This window comes from Streptomyces humicola, assembly GCF_024436035.1.
In the GTDB taxonomy this organism is placed as follows: Bacteria; Actinomycetota; Actinomycetes; order Streptomycetales; family Streptomycetaceae; genus Streptantibioticus_B; species Streptantibioticus_B humicola.
In genome coordinates this window covers 13,622-33,347 of record NZ_JANFNG010000023.1, presented here as the reverse complement: position 1 = coordinate 33,347, position 19,726 = coordinate 13,622, and the positions used below count along the sequence as shown (strand labels likewise).

The following is a 19,726-nucleotide window of genomic DNA, read 5'->3' as shown; positions in this document are numbered from 1 at the left end:
GTCTTCGCTTTCTGAGGGGGATGGAGATGACTCGTGTCCTGCTCACCGCCTTCGAACCGTTCGGCGGCGACAGCGTCAACCCGTCGGAGCGGGCAGTCGCCGACGTCGTCGCCGTCCATCCGCCGGGTGTCGAGGTGGTCTCATCACGGCTCAGCTGTGTCTTCTCCGTCGCCCTCGACGAGCTGACGGCGGCGGTCGCACGCACCGAGCCGGACGTGGTGATCTGCACCGGCCAGGCCGGAGGGCGCCCGGACGTGACCGTGGAGCGCATCGCCATCAACGTCGACGACGCGCGCATCCCCGACAACGCCGGACGGCAGCCGGTCGACAGACCCGTCGTCGAGGGCGGGCCGGCCGCGTACTTCTCCACCTTGCCGGTCAAGGCGTGCGTGGCCGCGGCCCGCGCCGCAGGGGTGCCCGCCTCCGTATCGCAGACCGCGGGCACCTTCGTCTGCAACCACGTCTTCTACGGCCTCATGCATCTGATGGCCACGCAGCGACCGCACATGCGCGGCGGCTTTGTTCATCTGCCGTACGCGCCCGAGCAGGTCACCGACCGGGCACAGCCGTCGCTGCCGGTCACCCTCGCCGCCGAAGGGCTGCGCGCCGTCGTGACCGCTGCCGCCTCCCGTACCGAGGACATCGTGGTGGCCGGCGGTGCCACGCACTGACCCGGGCGCGGCGGGATGCTCCGGGCGCACAATGAGCACATGACCGGGCGCTGGCAGTTCTGGATCGACCGTGGCGGCACCTTCACCGACGTCGTGGCGGTGACCCCGGACGCACACGTGGTCAGCCGCAAGCTGCTCTCCCAGCGCCCGGAGGCCTACCGCGACGCGGCCGTCGCCGGAATCCGGCTCGTCCTCGGCCTGGAGCCGGATGAGCCGATCCCGTCCCATCGGATCGACGTGGTCAAGATGGGGACGACGGTAGCCACCAACGCCCTGCTGGAACGCACCGGCGAACCCACCGTCCTCGTCGTCACCGAAGGTTTCCGCGACGCGCTGCGCATTGCCTACCAGAACCGGCCCCGCCTCTTCGACCGGCACATCGTGCTGCCCGGGGCGCTGTACGAGCGCGTCATCGAGGTACCCGAACGCGTCGGCGCGCACGGGGAGACGGTGCGCCCCCTGGACCTGGGCGCGGCCACCGAGGCGCTGCGCGACGCCCACCGCGACGGCATCCGCAGCGCGGCCGTGGTCTTCCTGCACGGATACCGCCATCCCGAGCACGAGGGCGCCGTCGCCGAGGCGGCACGACGGCTCGGCTTCACTCAGGTGAGCTGCTCGCACGAGGTGAGCCCACTGATCAAACTCGTGCCACGCGGCGACACCACCGTCGTCGACGCCTATCTCTCCCCGATCCTGCGCCGCTACGTCGACCAGGTGGCCGGCGAACTGCGCGACGTGCGGCTGATGTTCATGCAGTCCGGCGGCGGGCTGCGGGAGGCCGGTCACTTCCGCGGCAAGGACGCGGTGCTCTCCGGCCCCGCCGGCGGTGTGGTCGGCATGGCGCGCGCCGCCGCCAGGGCGGGCTACGACCGTGCAATCGGCTTCGACATGGGTGGCACGTCCACCGACGTCTCGCACTACGCGGGCGAGATCGAACGGGTGCTGGGCACCCAGGTCGCGGGGGTGCGGATGCGCGCACCCATGACCGACATCCACACCGTGGCGGCGGGCGGGGGCTCGGTGCTCCACTTCGACGGGATGCGCTACCGCGTCGGCCCCGACTCGGCAGGCGCCGATCCCGGACCCGCCTGTTACCGGCGCGGCGGCCCGCTCACCGTCACCGACGCCAACGTCATGCTGGGCCGCATCCAACCCGCCCACTTCCCACGGGTGTTCGGCAAGGACGGCGACCAGCCGCTCGACGACGCTGTCGTACGCCGCCGCTTCGAAGAGCTCGCCGAACAGTCGGCCGAGGCGACCGGCGACCGCCGCACCCCGGAGGAGGTCGCCGCGGGCTACCTCGACATCGCCGTGCTCAACATCGCCAACGCGGTGAAGAAGATCTCCGTCCAGCGCGGCCGCGACGTCACCCGCTATGCGCTGACCAGCTTCGGCGGCGCGGGCGGCCAGCACGCCTGCGCGGTCGCCGACGCGCTCGGCATCGACACCGTCCTCGTACCGCCGCTCGCCGGGGTGCTGTCGGCGTACGGCATCGGCATGGCGGACGCGGTGGCGCTGCGCGAACGGTCCGTGGAGTCCCGGCTCGCCGCCGGGACGATGAGCAAGGTCGAGGAGGCGTGCGCCGAACTGGAGCGGCTCGCGCGAGCGCAGCTGCACGACGACGGCGTGCCGGCGGACACCGTCCGCACCACCGGCCGGGTGCTGCTGCGCTACGAGGGCACCGACTCCTCCCTCCCCGTCGCACTCGACACCCCCGAGCGGATGCAGGCCGCATTCGAGCGCGACCACCGCGGCCGCTACGGCTTCGTCATGGACAAGCCACTCGTCGTCGAGGCGGTCTCCGTCGAGGCCACCGGTTCCTCGGGGCCGCCCGCACAGCCCCCTGCCGTGCACGAGCAGCCCGAGGGGACCCTTCGCCCGGCGGCCACGGTGCGGATTTTCACCGAAGGGCGCTGGCAGGAGACCGAGTTGTACCGGCGGGACGACATCCGGCCCGGTGACGTCGTCGAGGGCCCGGCGATCATCGCCGAGGCCGATGCCACCACCGTCGTCGACCCCGGCTGGCGCGCCGCCGGCGATCCGCACGGCGACCTCGTCCTCACCCGCTCCCGGCCACGCCCGCGCACGACGGCGGTCGGCACCAGCGTCGACCCGGTGATGCTGGAGGTGTTCAACAACCTGTTCATGGCGATCGCCGAGCAGATGGGCGTCCGCCTGGAGAACACCGCGCACTCAGTCAACATCAAGGAGCGGCTCGACTTCTCCTGCGCCCTGTTCGACCCCGAGGGCAATCTGATCGCCAACGCCCCGCACATCCCGGTCCACCTCGGCTCGATGGGCGAGTCCATCAAGGAGGTGCTGCGGCGCAATGCCGGAGTGACAGCGGCGCGCAGCGCCTCGGACGAGGGGGGTGGCGGGAGACGGGCGGGTATGCGGCCGGGCGACGTCTACGCCATCAACGACCCCTACCACGGCGGCACTCACCTGCCGGACGTCACCGTGGTCACCCCCGTCTTCGACGCCGACGGGCGGGAGCTGCTGTTCCTCGTCGCCTCACGCGGCCACCACGCCGAGATCGGCGGCCTCACCCCTGGCTCGATGCCCGCGTTCAGCCGCACCATCGACGAGGAAGGCGTGCTGTTCGACAACTGGCTGCTGGTACGCGACGGCAGGCTGCGCGAGGCGGAGACGCGCGCGCTGCTCACCGGCGCGCTGTACCCCTCGCGCGACCCGGAGGCCAACCTCGCCGACCTGCGCGCCCAGATCGCCGCCAACGAGAAGGGCATCCACGAACTGCACCGCATGGTCGACCAGTTCGGCCTCGACGTCGTGCACGCCTACATGCGGCACGTGCAGGACAACGCCGAGGAATCGGTGCGCCGGATCATCGCCGACCTCGACGACGGCGAGTACCGCTACGAGACCGACGGCGGCGCCGTCATCCAGGTCGCGCTGCGCGTGGACCGCGCCTCGCGCAGCGCCGTCCTCGACTTCACCGGCACCTCGCCGCAGCAGCCGGGGAACACCAACGCCCCCCGCTCGGTGGTCATGGCGGCCGTGCTCTACGTCTTCCGCACCCTCGTCGCCGACGACATCCCGCTCAACAGCGGCTGCCTGAAGCCGCTCGACGTCCGCGTGCCCGAGGGCTGCATGCTCGCACCGAGCTACCCGGCCGCCACGGTCGCAGGGAACGTGGAGACCTCCCAGGCCGTCACCGGCGCCCTCTACGCCGTGCTGCGTGCCCAGGCCGAGGGATCGGGCACCATGAACAACGTCACCTTCGGCAACGACCGCGTCCAGTACTACGAGACCGTCGCCTCCGGCTCGGGCGCGGGCGACGGCTTCGACGGCGCCGATGCGGTGCAGACCCATATGACCAATTCGCGCCTTACCGACCCCGAGATCCTCGAATGGCGCTACCCCGTGCGCGTCGAGGAGTTCCGGATCCGCAACGGCAGCGGCGGCAGCGGCCGCTGGCACGGCGGATGCGGCGTCGAGCGGCGTATCCGATTCCTCGAACCGATGACGGTGGCGCTGCTGTCCGGCCACCGCAGGGTGGCGCCCTACGGCATGGCGGGCGGCGGGCCGGGAGCGCTCGGCGCCAACCTCGTCGAGCGGGCGGACGGCGCCGTCGACGAGCTGGGCGGGTGCGACGCGGCCGAGGTCGGCGCCGGGGATGTGCTCGTCGTGCGGACGCCGGGCGGCGGCGGGTACGGGAGCAGCCCGTCCTGACCGAGCCGATTTAGATCAATGTCGGTGGGACCGCCTAATGTGTCCGTCGTGAGTACGTCCACCGCGCGGACCCCTGCGCAGCACACCGCCGGCCCGGCGCGCCCCGTCGCGCCCGGGCCCGCAGCCGACGAGGGCCTGGCCCGTCGGCTCAAGGCGCTGGCCTGCACCGCGCCGCTGCACGACCTGGACGTACGCAAGGCCAATCTCGCCGGGGAGTACTCCACGTACGCGATGGCCGAGGTGGCGCTCGCCGCCATCGACCTGGTCACGCTGAACATGGACTTCGACACCGGCGCCGACCACGATCAGATAATCGCCCGCCTGCTGCCGCGCGTCGCCGCCCAGACCCCCCAGCGCAGCGCGGAGGAGCACGAGCGGGTGGCCCGCTGGGCGCTGGAGAACCTGATCAACGTCGGCAGCGTCGACCGCGGATTCCGCGCGGTGTACGGAACGTTCGGCACCGACGGCGTCTACGTCCGCCGTGACTACGACTTCAAGCTGATCGAGGAGGTGCCGGGGCCCGGCGGCACGGTCTATCTGCGCGCCACCGACGAGGCCGTCAACGTGCTCGTCGGCGCCCTCGACACCGACGTCACCAGCGCCCAGATCGCCGCCGAGGTCAAGCTGGAAGTGCTGATCAACCGCGGCCGTCTCGCCGACGCCCAACTCGCCGCGGAACAGGCCAGGTACCGCACCGTCCAGTACGCCGAGTCGCTCCGCCGCGCCCTGGAGGCGACCCGGCGCGACGTCCGCGCGGTCGACTGGCTGCGCGCCGTGCCCGACCTGATCAACGAGGCGCTCGACCACGTCGCCGACCGCTACCGCCACGAGAACGCGATCCTCACCAACATCCGCAAGGCGCGCGACGAGTCGGAGGAGCCCGAGCACAAGCGGCGCGCCGCGGAACTCGTCGACATCGTCAAGGACTGCATCCGCCGCCACACGCAGCTGCAGTCCCGGCTGCTGGAGGCCGGGCCGCTCTTCCGCGCCGAACAGGACCGGCAGGCGTTCGCCGCGCCGCCCGCGCGGGCCGGCCTCGACCTGTACGGGCAACTGCTCGCCCCCGTGCTGCTGCTCCCTGTGGAGCAGGCGGCCCGGGTCACCGACGCCTTCTTCGCGCGCGGCGCCGGGCTGCGCACCCCGCCCGCGGTGCGGGTGGGCGATCTCGTCGAGGCGCTGCTCACGCCGCCGGTGGAACGTGAGCACCTCGGCGCGCGGATGCCCGAGCCGGATCTCGTCGCGACGCCCGAGGACAGCAGGTTCACCGAGGAGCAGCTCGACGCCGCCCTCGAACTGCTCGATCTCCCGCACGACGCGCCCCGCCGGCTGTCCGGGCTCCTCGCCGAGGCCCGGCGCCGCGACCCTGAACTGCCCTATCTGGTCGCCCTGCTGGCGGTCCACGCGGCCAGCCCGCCGGTCGGCACGGCGTACCGGCAGGGCGAGCAGCGGCTGCTGTTCGCTGTCGACGACGGCACCGAGCTGGACGACCCGGAGTTCGGCGGCGCCGACCTGATCGTCGGCTCGGCACTGCTCGACGCGGCGGAGATGGCCGCCGGACGGACGGCAGAGGAGATCACGTGAGCGACGCGCGCGAGGCCTCCGGGCCGCAGACGGCGATGATGCCCGCACCTCTCGCCTCGCGGGCGGAGAAGCGAGCAGACAGGCCGCAGATGAGCGACGAACACGAGCACGGCGCCGAGGCGCAGCAGGGCGCCGGCGCCCCGGACCGCATGACGCCGGCCGATGTCGCCGACGCCTCGCGTCTGGTCGCCTGCGGACTTCAGCCGAAGCTGCTGCCCGCGCGTGATGCCGAGTACGCCGAGCTGATCCGACGCCACCGCGACGACCCCGCCTTCGCACGGCTCGCCGACGCCGTCGCCGCCGGGCTCGGCCTGGTGATACTGGAGGTCTCCGCGCGCGCCGGCATGGCGCTCGCCGCCGCCGAGGACTCGGTGTTCGCCGTCCGCATGGGCGACTACTCGCGCCGTGCCGCCTCCGACTCCACCGACCGCTTCCTGCACGGTCTGGCCCATCTCGCCGTCGCCGCCATGGCGTTCCCGCGCCCCGCCGATCTCGCCGACGACGGCTACATCGGCCGTATCACCGTCAACGGTGTCGACGCCTTCGTCCGCCAAGCGTGCCGCCGCCTGGAGGAGCGGGCCGAGGAGCAGGGCGAGAACACCGACCCGGCGAGCGAGGCGCCCGGCCTGGAAGCGGCCTGGCGGGTCTACGCACGACGCAGCGCGACAGGAGCCACCAAGGACGCCCGCCGCCTCGCCGGTTCGACCACCGGCATCGTGGGCAAGGCCGTCGCGTTCCTCGTCGACTCGGGGTTCCTGCAGCGCACCGGCGACGAGTCCGGCGGCACCTACCGCACGACCGCCCGCTACCAGCTCCAAGTGCGTGACATGGCCGGCAGCGCGGCCATGGCCGAACTCCTCGCCCTCGGCGTCGTCCCGGTCGCCGACGGCACTCCGTCGCTGGTGGCGCCGGACGGAACCGAGGAGCTGGACCTGGTCGCCGACGCCGGGCTGCCGTTCCACTCCTGAACACCACGCCGACACCACAGACAAGACACAACAGACAAGACATAACAGACAACACCACACACAAGAAGACAAACGAGAGTCGTCCGCCATGTACGAGCTGTCCCGGGTCCGCCTCTACTCCATCGGACCGGCCGGCGCGCGCTATGCCGACACCGTCCTGGACCTGCGAGGCGTCGGCGACCCGGTCCCGCAGCCCGCCCCCGCGCAGGGCGAGTTCTTTGAGGACGAGCCGGTGGGCCCGCCGCGCCGCCCCGCACCGGCCGGAGTGCTCTTCCTGGAGAACGGCGGCGGCAAGTCCGTGCTGCTCAAGCTGATCTTTTCGGTGATGCTGCCGGGCCACCGCAACACCTTGGGCGGCGCGAGCTCCGGCGTGCTGCGCAAGTTCCTGCTCGCCGAGGACTGCGGGCATGTGGCACTGGAGTGGCAGCACACCGTCACCGGCGAACTCGTCGTCGTCGGCAAGGTGAGTGAATGGCGCGGCCGTCAGGTCTCCTCCGACCCACGGAAGTTCGCCGAGGCCTGGTACTCCTTCCGCCCCGGCCCGGGTCTCTGCCTTGACTCGCTGCCCGTCGCCGAGTCCGCGTCCGTACGGCCCGCCGCGGAAGGCATCTCGGCAGCGCGGGGGCGCCGCCGCACCATGAAGGGCTTCCGCGACGCCCTCATCGAAGCCGGAAAGGCCTACCCCCACCTGGACGTGGTGTGGGAGGAGATCCACGACCGCTGGAACGAGCACCTCGGCGACCTCGGCCTCGATCCCGAACTCTTCCGCTACCAGCGCGAGATGAACGCCGACGAGGGCGAGGCGGCCGGCCTGTTCTCGGTCAAGAAGGACTCCGACTTCACCGACCTGCTGCTGCGCGCGGTCACCGACACGCGTGACACCGACGGCCTCGCCGACCTCGTCCACGGCTTCGCCCACAAGCTGGGACGCCGCGCGGAGCTGACCGCCGAGCGCGACTTCACCGCGGGCTCCCTGGAACACCTGGAAGGGATCGCCGACCACACCGAGCGCCGCGACAGCGCACGCGCCGTGCACGCGCAGAGCGAGCGCCGCACCCGCGAACTGGCCCGACGGCTCTCCGCCCGCGCCGCCACCGAACGCGCCCGCGCCGCCGAGCTCGACCGGCGCGTCAGCGACGCCGCGCAGTCGGTCACCGACGCCGATGCGGCACGCGGCCGCACCGCGCGTATCAGCGCCGAACTCGCCTACCGCCACGCGTCGTTGAGCCTCGCCGCCGCAGAGAAGGACACGGCCGGCCTGCGCCGGGAGCTCGCCGAGGCGCGGACGCTGCACGCCGCATGGCAGGCGGCCGAGACCGTACTGCGCCACCGCGCCGCCGCCGACCGCTCCGCCAGGGTCGCCGCCGCCATCCGCGAGGCGGAACGCGACGCCGCACCTGCCCTCGCCGCGCGGGCCAAGGCCGCCGCCGACCTCGTACGGGCCCTGCACGCGGCGGCCGAGAGCGCCGAACGCCAGGCGGACGCCGAAGAGGAGCGGTCGGTCGCCCTGCAAGGCGAGTCCGACAGCGCGCACCGCGACGCGACATCGGCCGCCACGGCGGCGCAGCGCGCCCGCAGCGAGGCCGGCCATCTGCAGCAGCGGCTTGCCGAGGTCGAACAGGAGACGGCGGAGGCGGTTGGCGCCGGATGGCTCGACGACGCGGCCCCCGACGCCGACCCGGCGCGGGCGGCGCTCGACGCGAGCGACGCGGAGAAGGCGGCGGTCGCGGAATGGGAGAGCGCGCGGGACGCCGCCGCGGCGGCCGCGGAACGCTCCCGCGACGCCGCGGACGCCGAGGGCCGCGCCGCTCTCGCTGCGGCCCGTGCCACGGACGCCCTTCAGGCCGCGGAGACCGGGTACGCGGCGGAGCGCCGGGCAGCCGAGGCCCTGGCGGCCGACGACCGTCTCGCCGAACTCATCGGCCTGCCGCCGGCCGCAGCCGACGGCACAGCGGCATCGGTCCCGGCGCCGCGCGCGGGCTCCGCACCCGAAGGACAGCTCACCGTCGCCGAGTTGGACCGCAATGCCGAGACCCTGACCGAGCTGCTCGGCGACTGCGTCGCACGCGCCGAACGCCAGCTGTTCGAGCTGCGGACCTCGGCCGCGGAGGACGCGCGGATCCTCGCCGCGCTCGGTGACGGTGGGTTGCTGCCGCCCGGCCCCGACGTGCTGGCGACCGTCGAATACCTCGGCGAGCACGGCGTGCCCGCACTCCCCGGCTGGCGTTATCTCGCGCAGGCCGTCGACCCCGCCGACCACGCGGCCGTGCTCGCCGCCCGCCCCGAACTCGTCGACGGCGTCGTGGTCACCGATCCCGGCACCTACCAGCGCGCCCGCGACGTCCTCGCCGAGGCGGCGCTGCTGCCGCGTTCCACCGTCGCCGTCGGCACCGCTGCCGCACTGCTGGCGCCGCCCACGGCAACGGCCGCCGCCGACGACGTCTTCCTCGTACCGCCGAACCCGGCCATGCACGACGAGCAGGCCGCCGACGGTGAGCGCCAGTCGTTGCGGGCCCGCGCCACCGCCCGCGAGGAGGAGATCAGGGCCCTCGCCGCACGCCTCGGCCACGACCGGGAGCTGGCGGCCCGCCTCGGCTCATGGCGCGCCTCCTGCCCGGCCGGGCGTCTGGCGGAACTCGCCGCCGCCGTCGAATCGGCGCGGGCCGCGGCCGCCGGCGCCCAGCAGCAACTGGCCGAGGCCCGGGCCCGGCGCGGGGAGGCGGACCGGGCCGCGGACGAGGCGTCCCGCGTGCGCGACCAGCGCCAGGAGGCGGCGCAGCGAGCCCGCCGCCGCGCCGACGCCCTCGCGGGGCTCGCCTTCCGGCTGCGTGAACGCGCCGCATGGCAGCGACGCATGCGCGAGCTCGCCGAGGAGGCAGCCGAGGCCGAGGAACGCGCCGAGTCCTGGATCGCCAGGGCCCGCTCCGCGGACGAGGACCGCCGGGCCGCTCAGCGCGCAGCCGACGACGCGCGCCGTACCGTGCGCGCGCTGCGCGCCGAGCGCGCCGAGATCGCCGGCGCCGATGCCGAGGCGGCCGCAGTGGATGACACGGGCCCCGCCCCGGGCGCCTCTCTGCCCGCGCTGCGCGAGGCCTACCGCGCCGCGTCCCAGGTGTACGAGAAGGTGGGCGTCGGCGCCGACCTGCGAGCCGAGCAGGCGCGGGCGGAGAGCGACGAGAGCGCCGCACTTGCCGAGTTGGACCGCCTCACCAACAAGGTCCGTACCCGCGCCGCCCAGTTGCTCGAAGGCCCCGACGGCGCCGACGGCCCCTCACGTCAGGCGGCGGCCGCCCGCGCCGAGGCACTCGTACAGCGCATCGAGTCGCGGGCAGCGGCCGCCAGTGAGCAGCTCGGCAGACTGCGGGGCGAGGCGGAGCGCCTCGCCCCGGCCGACGGCGACACCCACACCGAACTGCCCGAGGAGCTTGTCCCCGACGGCGCCGGACAGGCGCAGACACTTCTGCGCACCGTGACCGCGGAACTCGCCGAGCACACCGACGCGTTGGCGACGGCACGCGACCGCCTCACCGAACTGCAGCGCGCCCACCGGGCCGCCGAGGACGCGGCGAGCGGCTTCGACGAGCTCACCGCGCTCCTGCGCGACCTGCTGCGTGACACAGCGCACGACGCCGCGGCGGACGACGAACCCGATCCGTACCCAGGGAGCCTGGAGGAGGCGCGCCACGCGGCCGCGGAGGCACGGCGTTCGCTGCGCGGCTGCGCGGCCGACCTGTCGTCGGCCGAGTCGCAGCTGCGCGAGGCGGCCGACCAGCTCGTGCGCCACGCCAACGCCACCTGCTTCGAGCAGGTCCGTACCCCCGCCCGGCAGCAGATCCGCGAACTGCCCGCCGCGTCCCTGTCCGAGCACGCCGCCGCCTGGGCCGCCGCGTTCGCACCACGCCTTCGCGTACTCTCCGACGAGCTGGAGCAGTTGGAGCGCAACCGGGACTCCATCGTCGACCGGCTGCGCGGCCTGGTCGAGGCGGCGCTCGCCACGCTGCGTTCGGCGCAGCGGCTCTCGCGGCTGCCGGAGGGCCTGGGCGAGTGGTCGGGCCAGGAGTTCCTGCGCATCCGCTTCGACGATCCGGACCACGCGGTGCTGAGCGGACGCCTGGGGGAGGTCATCGACGAGGCGACGCGCGCGGCCGTCCGAAAGAACTCCGACCTGCGCCGCGACGGCATGACGCTGCTGCTGCGCGGGGTGCAGGCGGCCCTGGAGCCACGCGGGGTCAGCGTCGAAATCCTCAAGCCCGATGCCGTACTGCGCGCAGAGCGGGTACCGGTCGGGCAGATGGGGGACGTCTTCTCCGGAGGGCAGCTGCTCACCGCGGCAATCGCGCTGTACTGCACGATGGCGGCGCTGCGCAGCAACGACAGCGGCCGGGACCGCCAGAAGCACGCGGGCACCCTCTTCCTCGACAACCCGATCGGCCGGGCCAACGCGACCTATCTGCTGGAGCTGCAGCGCGCCGTCGCGGACGCGCTCGGCGTCCAGCTGATCTACACAACGGGCCTGTTCGACACCACCGCGCTCGCGGAGTTCCCGCTGGTGGTACGGCTGCGCAACGACGCGGATCTGCGGGCAGGGCTGAAGTACATCAGCGTCGAGGAGCACCTGCGGCCGGGGCTGCCCCAACAGGATCCGGACAGCGAGCCGGTGCATGGCGAGATCACCGCCACCAGGATGTTCCGGCGCCCGGCCGAGCAGGCGGGATGACCACGGGGGAGTGACGGCGGGTTCAGGTCCCGGAGAGCACGTCCGGCCCCGGCAGCACATCGGGCGGCCGGCGAACCCGCCGGGCAAGTCGGGCCTCGGCACGTCGGGCCTTGCGTGCACGGCGCCGCTCCCGCCGCAGCGCACGCGCCGCGCTGCTCGGGCCGGAGACCACGCCATTGCGCTGGTTCCACACCTGCCGGGTGATCCACACATCCAGCACGGCCCAGGTGGTGACCACCGTGCTGACGACCGTGCACAGTGCCGCCGGTGGCGCAATCCATGTGTGTGCGAGAGTGCCGAGGACGGCGACCATCGCCTCGATCATGGTCGTCGACACGAGCAGGCCCGCGCGGACCGCCGAGGCGCGGACGGGATCGGGCATGCGCCTCCGGCCGACCGGCTCCTCAGTCCACAACAGGCGCGATCTGCGCGACCCGGTCTCCATGATGCTGCGCTCCCTACCGCAGGCGGTAGCCCGACATGCACGCCCGACTTACAACTGACTGCCCGCTTTGAGGCGGGGTATTCCGCACACCCGCTCGTACGGAGGTAACGCTGGGCCGTGGCCGGAGTTCCCGGCCGGGCGGGATTTTTTCGGCCAGCTCTCGTCACAGCGCTTTCGAGTTGGTCGCCCCTCAGTAGTAGGCTCGCGGCCGGTTTGACGGTCCATCGCCCTGCCCGGGGCCGACGTTGGGGAGGCCATGCGCTTTCGCGGTACGACGATCCGTCGGAAGATCGTGGCGCTGCTGCTGGTGCCGTTGTTCTCCCTCGTCGCCATCTGGGCATTCGCGGCATGGATGACCAGCCGCGGAGTCTTCGGACTCTTCGACGTCCAGCAGGTGACCGACAAGATCGCCTATCCCGTCGAGGACACCGCAGAAGCGCTCTCCAAGGAACGCCTCGCCGCCCTGGTCTACCTCGCCGACCCGCGCCGCGCCGACGCCGGACCCGATCTTCGCACCGCGGAGCAGAACACCGACCAGGCCGTCACCGTGATGCGCGACCACAGCGCCGACCGGAGCATCCGCAGCAAGCTGGACGCCACCTCCCTGCAGCGCCTCGACGTCCTCGTCAAACAGGCGGGCGACCTCGACACGCTGCGCCGCCAGGTCGACGAGAACCAGATCACCCGCGCCGACGCGTTCACTGCGTACAACGACGCGATCGACCCTTACTACACCTTCTTCCTCGGCCTCGACCCGCTGCAGAGCGTCGACCTCGACCGCCAGGCGCGCGTACTCACCGAGCTCGACCGCGCCCGCGAGCTGATCTCCCGCGAGGACGCGCTGTACGCCGCCGCACTGGTCTCCGGCCGGATGAGCCGCCCCGAACAGCGGGAGTTCTCCGACGCCGTCGCCGAACAGCGCACCATCTACGCCACCTACCCCGACCTGCTCCCCGCATCCGACGCGGCGCTCTTCGACACGTACTGGAAGAGCGGCACCGGCCTGGCACTGCACAACGCCGAGGAGCAGATCATTACCGCCGACGCCGACCGGGCGCCGACCGCCGTCACCCCCGCCATCTGGCAGTCCACGGCCTCCTCCGTCCTCGGCGACCTGTCGGACCTCGACCGCCAGGCCTACGACCACTACAACAAGCGCGTCGAACCGTTCGCCGTACACATCGTGCTCGCGGCGGGAATCGCCGGCGGCGCCGGACTTCTCGCCGTTCTCGCATCCGTCGTCATCTCGCTGCGCATCGGGCGCTCACTCGCGCGCGACCTGTCCGCGTTGCGCAGGGAGGCGCAGGAGGCTTCCGGCTCCCGGCTGCCCAGCGTCATTCGCCGGCTCGCCGCCGGCGACGTCGTCGACGTCGAGACCGAAGTGCCGCGCCTGGAGTACCCGGACGACGAGATCGGGCAGGTCGGGCGGGCGCTCAACACTCTGCAACGGGCGGCCGTCGAGGCCGCAGTGCGCCAGGCCGACATGCGCAAGGGCGTCTCCGACGTCTTCGTCAACCTCGCGCGCCGCAGCCAGGTGCTGCTCCACCGGCAGCTCACCCTGCTCGACGCCATGGAGCGCCGTACGGAGGCGGGTGAGGAACTCGCCGATCTGTTCCGCCTCGACCACATGACCACCCGCATGCGCCGCCACGCCGAAGGCCTCGTCATCCTCTCCGGCGCGGCACCCTCCCGCCAGTGGCGCAAACCCATTCCCCTGATGGACGTCGTACGCGCCGCCGTCGCCGAGGTCGAGGACTACGAACGGGTGGAGGTCAGGCGGCTGCCGCGGCTGTCGGTATCGGGTGCTGCCGTCGCCGACCTCACCCACCTCCTCGCCGAACTCATCGAGAACGCCACCGTGTTCTCGCCCCCGCACACCACCGTGCACGTCCACGGCCAGCGGGTCGCCAACGGCTTCGTCCTCGAGATCGACGACCGGGGGCTCGGCATGACGCCCGACGCGCTGCTCGACGCCAATCTGCGCCTCGCCGAAACCCCGGAGTTCGAACTCTCCGACACCGACCGGCTCGGCCTCTTCGTCGTCAGCCGCCTCGCCCAGCGCCAGGACGTACGCGTCTCGCTGCGCCACTCCCCGTACGGCGGCACCACCGCCGTCGTGCTCGTCCCCGCAGCGCTGCTCACCGACGGCGGCGGGCAGGAGCCGCCGGACACCGGCGAGCAGCCGGCAACCGGGGTGCTGGCACGGCTCACCGCCGAGCGGCTCGTCGGCGACGGGAGCGACGCCGCTGACGCCCCCGACGGCGAACCCGGAGCGGACGCGATGCGGATGGCGCCCGGCGACCTCGTCGGCGCCGCAGAGAACGACCCCGATGACGCATTCCGCGCCTGGGGGATCCTTCCGGCCCTCCCGCAGGGCGCGGGGGAGCGGGAACCTCGGCCGGGACCGTACCCCGAACCCGTGCCGCGTCCACGCCCGTTCGAGTTCGCCGAGCAGCACCAGCAGGCCCCGGACGAGGCCTCACCCGACGCCGGGCCGGCACAGCCGTCGCCGCCGGACGACGGGCCCGCGCCCCTCCCGCGCCGGCGTCGCGGCACCCCGGTGCTGGTCGCCGACGGCGGCCGCACGGTGGACACCACGCGCCGGCACCGTACCGAAGGCGCAGCCGCGGCCTCTCCCTCGGATCAGACATCCGAGGGATTGCCCCGCCGGGTCCGCCAGGCCAGTCTGGCCCCGCAGTTGCGCTGCGAGGACCCCGGCCGCGACGGAGCCCCGCAAGGCCCCGGAGAACCGGCGACCGCGCCGGCACCCGCCCACGACCGGGACGCCGACGAAGTCCGCGCGCGCATGAGCTCGTTGCAGCGCGGCTGGCAGCGCGGCCGTGCCGAGACGGACGACACCAGGACCGCGGACCGCCCCGACGGCGGTCCCGGTGAGCAATGCTCCATCGAGCAAGGCCCCATAGAGCAACAACAGGGAACGACATCGGAGGGGGACGGTCGATGACCGCACCATCGAGCACTGCGGGCGAGCTGAACTGGCTGCTGGACGACCTGGTCGCCCGGGTGGGCAGTGTCCGCAAGGCACTTGTGCTCTCCGGCGACGGCCTGGCGACGGGCGCGTCCAAGGATCTGACGCGGGAGGACTCCGAACACCTGGCGGCCGTCGCGTCGGGGTTCCACAGCCTGGCCAAGGGCGTCGGCCGCCACTTCGACGCCGGCCAGGTCCGCCAGACGATGGTCGAGCTCGACGAGGCGTTCCTCTTCGTCACCGCGGCGGGGGACGGCAGCTGCCTTGCCGTGCTCGCGGACGCGGAATCCGATGTCGGCCTGATCGCCTACGAGATGGCGCTGCTCGTCAAGCGCGTCGGAGCGCACCTGGGAACGGCTCCCCGCACCACGGGATAATGGACGCATGAGTTCCGAAGCGGACCGGTGGTTCGACGACGCGGCGGGACCGGTGGTGCGGCCGTATGCCATGACGCGCGGTCGCACGAGCCACGCCGCAGAGGACCGCCTCGATCTGATCGCGCTGGTGATCGCCGACGCACACCCGGACGACGCGGGCGCCATGGATCACTCCCTGGCGCCCGAGCATCTCGCCATCGTCGAGCAGTGTCTCGCCGAACCGTCCTCCGTCGCGGAACTCGCCGCGGAACTCGACCTGCCGGTGGGCGTGGTGCGCGTGCTCATCGGAGATCTGCTCGACGCGGGTCTGGTCCGCGTCACCCGGCCCGTCCCCCCGGCGGAGCTGCCCGACGAGAGCATTCTGCGCGAGGTGATCAGCGGGCTGCGCGCGCTGTGACTGAGCCGCTGCTACAGGTCGGGGCGCAGCCGGGTCACCACGGTGCGGGTGTAGCGCGTGGTGCCTTGCCGTACCTCGACGGGCAGCGGTTCGAGCAGCGGTGTGTACGCCATCGCCACTCCGGAGAGCGCAGCGCCGGCCGCGGGCTCGCGCGCCAGGATGCGGGCGATCTGGCCGAGCACCGGCTGCGTCAGGGGCGCGGAGACCACTGGCCCCTCACCCAGGTCCAGCACCAGCGCGTCCGGGCGGGCGCGCGGCCCGGTGAACCCGATGGCCATCGCTTCCCGTGGCTCGGCGTGGCGCAGCTTCAGCCACTCGCGCCGGCCCGGCCGGTACGGCTGGGCGAGCCCCTTGACCACCAGGCCCTCGATGCCGACGGCGTGCATGTTCCGGTACCAGTCGGCGGCCTCCTGCGGATCCGTCGTCACCGGGGTGACCTGCAGCGGAGGCCCGATCGGCGCGAGCAGCGCGGTCAGGCCGCTGCGGCGCTCCTCGTACGGCCGGTCGCGCCAGTCCGTGCCCTCGTACGCCAGCAGGTCGAAGAGCGCGACGTTCGTGGGCAGCCGCATCTCCTGCGAGTCGGCAGCGGAGAGCGCGCGGCGCTGCAGCGCGGCGAAGTCCACCTTGCCGTCGCGCCACAGGACGAGCTCACCGTCGAGCACCGAACCGCCGGGGAGCCGTGCCGCAGCGCCGGCCACCTCGGGGAAGATCTCGGTGACGATCCGGCCCGACCGGGTCTGCAGCCGGACCGGCCCGGTGAGGATGATCAGCCGGTAGCCGTCGAACTTCGGCTCGTAGGCGCACCCGCCCGGCAGCTGGTCGGCAGCGGGGATGTGCTCCACCTGGCGTGCCAGCATCACCTCGACCGGCAGCGGGATCGGATCCCCTGCGGGCGTGGTCACGAGACCATTTGTACCAAATTCACGCTGAGTGTTCATGTCGGGGGAACGGCGGCTGCGCGCTAGGCTCGGCGGGACGGCATATGCGGGTGGTGGCTGCGGTGACTCGGATGTCGGAGAGCTGCGGGGCGGGCCGGCGGGGCGGTCCCGAGGGGGGCGACCTCGTCTGGTACGTCTCCTACGGCTCCAACATGCGCCTGTCGCGGTTGCGCCACTACTTGGCGGGCGGCTGCCCTCCCGGTGGTGCGAGGACGTACCCGGGGTGCCGTGATCCCCGCGGGCCCCAGCGGTCGGCGCCCGTCGAACTCGACGGGGAGATGTACTTCGCGCTCGAATCGCAGGTATGGACCGGCGGCCGTGCCTTCTACGACCCGGACGTACCGGGGACCGTCTGGGCGCGCGCCCATCTGCTGGCGACAGGTCAAATCCCTGATCTCGTCGCTCAGGAGATGTACCGCGACCCCGGCGCCGACGCCGACCTCGACCTCACAGAGGTCCTGGGGGGTGGCCGTACCCGTTTCGGTCCCGGGCGCTACGAAACTCTGGTGTACGTGGGGGAGCTTGAGGGCCGTCCGATGCTCACCTTCACCGCGCCGTGGGGCATGGGCGACGTCGCCTGGAACAAGCCGTCCGCCCTGTATCTGATGCAGATCGCGTCGGGGCTGGAGGAAGCGGGAGCCTGGAGCGCGCGGCGGATCGCCGCATATCTCGCCGACCGCCCTGGTGCTGCCGGCCACTGGGCCGAGAACGAAGTGGCGTCGCTGATGGCGAATCCCCTTATGTCCTAAGTCTTCCTGAGTCTCTCGCCCTTCGTCGGAAACCCGTGTGTGGCGTGCGTTACATGTGGCGGCATGTGTTTGCTGATGTCAACGGGGAGCGAATAGCGTCCATGTCTGCTGCCTGCAAGAACCCGCCGCAACCGCGGCACGGGCAGCCATCGCCGAGTCCCCGTCAGGCGCGAGCCAGGGGAGCCGGGGACCCACTACGTCCCTGGGGTGAATCGGGCCTTCCGTGTGCCCGTAGGAGACCTTCCTGCTCCGAACCCGTCAGCTAACCCGGTAGGCGAGAGGGAAGGAAAGGAGTGCGCCAGCCCATGGCGTCGAACAGCCCTGCCCGCGGCAAGCACCGCCGCCCGCGTCGTTCCGCCCGCTCCCGTCCCACCTTGGCCTCGGTCGCGGTCCTGACTGCCGCCGGTGCGGGAAGTCTCTCCGGTGCGGCGTCCGCCGACACGCCGTCCTCGTCGGCCACCGCAGTTGCCGACACCGGCCTTGCGCAGGCGGAAGGTTACCAGCACAACCTGGTCCGTACCTTCTCCACTCAGGTCATCGCCCAGCAGACGCAGGCCGAGGCCGTCGCGAAGGCCAAGGCGGAGGCGCTCGCCAGGGCCGAGGCCGCCGCCGAGGCAAAGGCGAAGGCCGCCGAGGCGGCCCGTCAGAGGGCGGCCGCCGCGGCCCGCGCCAAGGCGGCCGCGGCCGCCAAGGCCGCGGAGGAGGCCAAGGCGAAGGCCGCAGCCGAGGCGCGCGCCCAGGCCGCTGCCGCGGCCTCGAGCTACGCCGACGACCTCGACGGCTGGATCCGGCACGCGCTCGCCATCATGCAGCAGCACGGCATCCCCGGTACCTATGACGGCATATACCGCAACGTCATGCGCGAGTCGTCGGGCAACCCCAACGCCGTCAACCTGACGGACTCCAACGCCACCGCCGGTACCCCGTCACAGGGCCTGCTGCAGGTCATCCAGCCGACGTTCGAGGCGTACCACATCGCGGGCACGTCCTGGAGCATCACCGATCCCGTGGCCAACATCGTCGCCGCATGCAACTACGCCTACCACCAGTACGGTTCGATCGACAACGTGAACTCGGCCTACTGACCGGGCTTGCGGAAACGATCACTCGGGGATGGAGACCGCCGCCCAAACCGTCTTGCCGGCGTGGTCGGGCGGTGTCCATCCCCATGAGTCGCTCAGCGAGTCGATGACGTGGAGCCCTCGCCCGGACTCGGCGAAGTAATCGGGTTCCCTGAGCACCGGCACATCACTGCTGGGGTCGGAGACCGCGCACAGCACCGTCGTCTCCCCCCGGCGCAGCAGGCCCAGCCACACCGGGTGCGGTGAGGCCGGGAGGCGGCGCGGGCTGGCCAGTCCGTAGCGGATGGCATTGCTCAACAGCTCGGAGACGATGACGGCGACGTTGTCCACCAACTCCGCCATTCCCCAGGCGTAGAGCGTGGAACGCGCGAAGTGCCGTGCCTCGCTCGCCGCTTGGAGGTCCGCCTCAAGGGCGCAGGCGGCGAACCCGGAGGCTCCGGAGCGGCCGCGGCCGTCCCCGTCGAGTGGAAAGGCCCCGTGCGCGGCCGTCGACAGCCAGTGCTTGCCGGGACCGTCGGCTGGTGCATCACCGGAGCCGGGTGAAGGGGCCGGATGTGCTGTCATCACGCTCTCCGCGGAGCCTGTAGGGGCGGTCGTCACCAATGGGGCCTGCCGGTACCTACTATCCCCGCGCGTTGCTGGCGCTGCAAGCACATCTGCAATTACAGTCGCAAGCACAGCAGTAAGTGCAACGGTAAGCACATCTGCAAGAACGGATGCACGTGCACGCAGAGTTGATAAGATGTCAGCTGAGCGGGATGCGCGCGCGACGGCAGCAAGGAGCAGCTGTGATGGAGCAGTTCGACAACGGCATCCAGGCCGACCGGATCGACGGCGTCGTCTGGCGGAAGAGCCGCCGCAGCAACCCGAGCGGGAACTGCGTCGAGGTGGCAGCCCTGCCCGGCGGGGGCGCGGCCGTCCGCAACTCGCGCTTCCCTTCGGGCCCGGCGCTGATCTACACGCGCGAGGAGATGGTCGCCTTCATCGGCGGCGCCAAGGACGGCGACTTCGACGCCCTCGTGGGAGACATCGCCGGCTGAGGTGTTGCGCCGCACAGGCACGCGACTGTACTAAGAGGGGTCGCAAATGCGAGACTGAGTACACACGCAGTCACTCACG

At 72.4% G+C, this 19,726-nt stretch carries 14 protein-coding genes and 1 riboswitch; of the genes, 11 read left to right on the top strand and 3 right to left on the bottom strand.

From position 1 onward, the window contains the following. Nucleotides 1–26 precede the first annotated feature (26 nt). The 5 genes from pcp to NGB36_RS24015 all read left to right on the top strand — a co-directional run bounded on the left by pcp (nt 27) and on the right by NGB36_RS24015 (nt 11,630). A complete protein-coding gene (gene pcp, locus NGB36_RS24035; protein WP_255922529.1) occupies nt 27–671 on the top strand; it encodes a pyroglutamyl-peptidase I in 645 nt (214 codons plus the stop codon). A 39-nt stretch (nt 672–710) separates the two neighbouring features. Beyond that, complete coding sequence (locus NGB36_RS24030; RefSeq protein ID WP_255922528.1) at nt 711–4,364, top strand: hydantoinase B/oxoprolinase family protein; 3,654 nt, start codon at nt 711–713, stop codon at nt 4,362–4,364. Nucleotides 4,365–4,382: 18 nt separating this feature from the next. Next, a complete protein-coding gene (locus tag NGB36_RS24025) occupies nt 4,383–5,945 on the top strand; it encodes a hypothetical protein (RefSeq protein ID WP_255922527.1) in 1,563 nt (520 codons plus the stop codon). 89 nt (nt 5,946–6,034) lie between these two features. Continuing rightward, the gene (locus NGB36_RS24020) at nt 6,035–6,913 is read left to right on the top strand and encodes a hypothetical protein (protein ID WP_255922592.1); all 879 of its coding nucleotides are present in this window, start codon (nt 6,035–6,037) and stop codon (nt 6,911–6,913) included. 88 nt (nt 6,914–7,001) lie between these two features. Further along, complete coding sequence (locus NGB36_RS24015; protein WP_255922526.1) at nt 7,002–11,630, top strand: hypothetical protein; 4,629 nt, start codon at nt 7,002–7,004, stop codon at nt 11,628–11,630. 22 nt (nt 11,631–11,652) lie between these two features. On the opposite strand, the gene NGB36_RS24010 is transcribed toward NGB36_RS24015, so the two are convergent. Next, the gene (locus NGB36_RS24010; protein ID WP_255922525.1) at nt 11,653–12,075 is read right to left on the bottom strand and encodes a hypothetical protein; all 423 of its coding nucleotides are present in this window, start codon (nt 12,073–12,075) and stop codon (nt 11,653–11,655) included. A 256-nt stretch (nt 12,076–12,331) separates the two neighbouring features. Here NGB36_RS24010 and NGB36_RS24005 point away from each other — a divergent pair, with 256 nt between their 5' ends. Genes NGB36_RS24005 through NGB36_RS23995 form a run of 3 tightly spaced genes read left to right on the top strand, consistent with a single transcriptional unit; the run spans nt 12,332 to nt 15,838 of the window. Next, on the top strand, nt 12,332–15,040 hold the full coding sequence (locus tag NGB36_RS24005) for a sensor histidine kinase (protein ID WP_255922524.1): 2,709 nt from the start codon (nt 12,332–12,334) through the stop codon (nt 15,038–15,040). Further along, on the top strand, nt 15,037–15,441 hold the full coding sequence (locus tag NGB36_RS24000) for a roadblock/LC7 domain-containing protein (protein WP_255922522.1): 405 nt from the start codon (nt 15,037–15,039) through the stop codon (nt 15,439–15,441). The genes NGB36_RS24005 and NGB36_RS24000 overlap by 4 nt, the downstream gene beginning before the upstream one ends. Before the next feature lie 7 nt (nt 15,442–15,448). Continuing rightward, nucleotides 15,449–15,838, top strand: a complete 390-nt coding sequence (locus NGB36_RS23995; protein ID WP_255922521.1) for a DUF742 domain-containing protein — start codon at nt 15,449–15,451, stop codon at nt 15,836–15,838. Between the two features lie 11 nt (nt 15,839–15,849). Here NGB36_RS23995 and NGB36_RS23990 read toward each other — a convergent pair whose 3' ends face one another. Continuing rightward, a complete protein-coding gene (locus NGB36_RS23990; RefSeq protein ID WP_255922520.1) occupies nt 15,850–16,740 on the bottom strand; it encodes an ATP-dependent DNA ligase in 891 nt (296 codons plus the stop codon). A 107-nt stretch (nt 16,741–16,847) separates the two neighbouring features. Between NGB36_RS23990 and NGB36_RS23985 the strand changes: the two genes are divergently transcribed. Then, nucleotides 16,848–17,525 carry a histone deacetylase gene (locus NGB36_RS23985; RefSeq protein WP_255922519.1) on the top strand — a complete coding sequence of 226 codons (678 nt, stop codon included), beginning with the start codon at nt 16,848–16,850 and terminating at the stop codon, nt 17,523–17,525. A gap of 140 nt (nt 17,526–17,665) precedes the next feature. Next, nucleotides 17,666–17,817: riboswitch (cyclic di-AMP (ydaO/yuaA leader) on the top strand. A gap of 13 nt (nt 17,818–17,830) precedes the next feature. After that, entirely contained in the window at nt 17,831–18,610 is a 780-nt protein-coding gene (locus NGB36_RS23980) for a transglycosylase SLT domain-containing protein (protein WP_255922518.1), read from the top strand. A gap of 18 nt (nt 18,611–18,628) precedes the next feature. Here the strand turns inward: NGB36_RS23980 and NGB36_RS23975 are convergent, their stop codons facing one another. Then, nucleotides 18,629–19,171, bottom strand: coding sequence for an ATP-binding protein (locus NGB36_RS23975; protein ID WP_255922517.1), 543 nt, complete (start codon nt 19,169–19,171; stop codon nt 18,629–18,631). Between the two features lie 227 nt (nt 19,172–19,398). Between NGB36_RS23975 and NGB36_RS23970 the strand changes: the two genes are divergently transcribed. Then, nucleotides 19,399–19,647, top strand: a complete 249-nt coding sequence (locus NGB36_RS23970; RefSeq protein ID WP_255922516.1) for a DUF397 domain-containing protein — start codon at nt 19,399–19,401, stop codon at nt 19,645–19,647. Nucleotides 19,648–19,726 lie beyond the last annotated feature (79 nt).

Excerpts from the sequence above, each read along its gene's own strand:
- pcp (WP_255922529.1), top strand. The coding sequence starts at position 27 with ATGACTCGTGTCCTGCTCACCGCCTTCGAACCGTTCGGCGGCGACAGC.
- NGB36_RS24030 (WP_255922528.1), top strand. The coding sequence starts at position 711 with ATGACCGGGCGCTGGCAGTTCTGGATCGACCGTGGCGGCACCTTCACC.
- NGB36_RS24025 (WP_255922527.1), top strand. The coding sequence starts at position 4,383 with ATGTCGGTGGGACCGCCTAATGTGTCCGTCGTGAGTACGTCCACCGCG.
- NGB36_RS24020 (WP_255922592.1), top strand. The coding sequence starts at position 6,035 with ATGAGCGACGAACACGAGCACGGCGCCGAGGCGCAGCAGGGCGCCGGC.
- NGB36_RS24015 (WP_255922526.1), top strand. The coding sequence starts at position 7,002 with ATGTACGAGCTGTCCCGGGTCCGCCTCTACTCCATCGGACCGGCCGGC.
- NGB36_RS24010 (WP_255922525.1), bottom strand. The coding sequence starts at position 12,075 with ATGGAGACCGGGTCGCGCAGATCGCGCCTGTTGTGGACTGAGGAGCCG.
- NGB36_RS24005 (WP_255922524.1), top strand. The coding sequence starts at position 12,332 with ATGCGCTTTCGCGGTACGACGATCCGTCGGAAGATCGTGGCGCTGCTG.
- NGB36_RS24000 (WP_255922522.1), top strand. The coding sequence starts at position 15,037 with ATGACCGCACCATCGAGCACTGCGGGCGAGCTGAACTGGCTGCTGGAC.
- NGB36_RS23995 (WP_255922521.1), top strand. The coding sequence starts at position 15,449 with ATGAGTTCCGAAGCGGACCGGTGGTTCGACGACGCGGCGGGACCGGTG.
- NGB36_RS23985 (WP_255922519.1), top strand. The coding sequence starts at position 16,848 with ATGTCGGAGAGCTGCGGGGCGGGCCGGCGGGGCGGTCCCGAGGGGGGC.
- NGB36_RS23980 (WP_255922518.1), top strand. The coding sequence starts at position 17,831 with ATGGCGTCGAACAGCCCTGCCCGCGGCAAGCACCGCCGCCCGCGTCGT.
- NGB36_RS23975 (WP_255922517.1), bottom strand. The coding sequence starts at position 19,171 with ATGACAGCACATCCGGCCCCTTCACCCGGCTCCGGTGATGCACCAGCC.
- NGB36_RS23970 (WP_255922516.1), top strand. The coding sequence starts at position 19,399 with ATGGAGCAGTTCGACAACGGCATCCAGGCCGACCGGATCGACGGCGTC.